The following is a 1,311-nucleotide window of genomic DNA, read 5'->3' on the forward strand; positions in this document are numbered from 1 at the left end:
ATGGCACCGTCCCAACAGGGAAGCCCCCTGCGGGGGCTGCACGGGGCGGAGAGGGCGAGCACGGCAACGAGCAACGGAGCGCAGCGCAGTGCGAGCCGCGCGCAGCAAGTCGCAGCGGGGTCGGGGCGGGGGAGGTAAACACGGAGGCCGCAGGCCGACCTGCCTACAGGGGGGTTGGCCGGACGCGGGCAGGGCAGCTAAAGAAGAAGCCGGCTGGCTGAACGGTGGCAAGGCGTTGGCGTTTGTGCGCGGTGTTTGCCAAGGACTGGCTCAGCCGGTCAGAGCAGAAGGCGCCAGCCTTGTGCGGCGGCACCCGGCGATGCCGATAAGCGGGGGCACCGACATAATGCAGATTGTGCGATGTGAGCCGCTTTGCGGCGGCAGGCAGGGCAGCGGGGCACAACGGCGAATTTCGCACAATCCCCTCGCATTATGTTGAATAGGCTTTGGGCGGCCTGCACCGGCTTAACGGGGACGCCCTGGCCCAGGCCGCCCATTGCCTATTTACCCCCGCTATCACCGGGGCCGACGGGCAGTCCGGCCACGGTCTGCCCCCGCACCGAACCCTGCCCAACTCAACGGGGATGATCGGGCTGTCCCGTGCCGCTGCCGTCACTGCCTTGCGCCGTGTCGCTGTCTGCCTTTCCATCCCGTTCGGCGGGGTGCGTCTGGTGATGCACTTTCTTAAGCTGCCCGATGGCCACCCGTGTGTAACGTTGCGTGGTATCCAGTTTCTCATGCCCCAGCATCGCCTGGATATGCCGGATATCCGCCCCGTTGTCCAGCATCTGCGTGGCCATTGAGTGCCGGAACAGGTGACAGGCCCCCGGTTTGTCCAGTTGTGCCTGCTCCCGGATGGCTTTCGCCGCGATTTGTGTCAGTTGTCCCAGACTGAGTGGCCGACCCTTTTGCGTGATAAACAGATACCCGCTGTCATGCTGTTCGGACAACCGTGGCCGCCCGTGCACCAGATAGCGTTCCAGCCAGTGCAGCGCCCGTTCTCCGATGGGCACTACCCGGTCTTTGTTGCCTTTGCCCTGCCTGACGGCCATCGCGCCACGCTCAAAATCGATATCCCCTTGCCGGAGATGACGCAGCTCCATGCGGCGAATGCCACTACTCCAAAGGACTTCCAGCATCACCCGGTTGCGCAGCCCCAGCACACTCCCGTCAGCCAGACTGTCCAGCACCTGCGTGGTTTCACGCTCACTCAATATCTGGGCAGGCAACCGCCGCTCTTCTTTTGGCAAGACCAGCAACTCCGTCGGGTTGTAGAGGATGTGATGCCGTTGCAGTAACCAACGGAACCAC

2 protein-coding genes are annotated in these 1,311 nt (G+C 63.9%); one reads left to right on the forward strand and one right to left on the reverse strand.

Annotated features, from left to right (window positions below):
* Positions 1-439: hypothetical protein (locus tag PSI15_RS18005; protein ID WP_273584711.1), on the forward strand; the 439-nt coding region annotated here is incomplete at its 5' end.
* Positions 440-575: 136 nt separating this feature from the next.
* Here PSI15_RS18005 and xerC read toward each other — a convergent pair.
* A partial coding sequence (gene xerC / locus PSI15_RS18010) for a site-specific tyrosine recombinase XerC (protein ID WP_273584712.1) occupies positions 576-1,311 on the reverse strand: 736 nt, incomplete at its 5' end.

Source organism: Xenorhabdus sp. PR6a (assembly GCF_028599065.1).
Classification (GTDB): Bacteria; Pseudomonadota; Gammaproteobacteria; order Enterobacterales; family Enterobacteriaceae; genus Xenorhabdus; species Xenorhabdus doucetiae.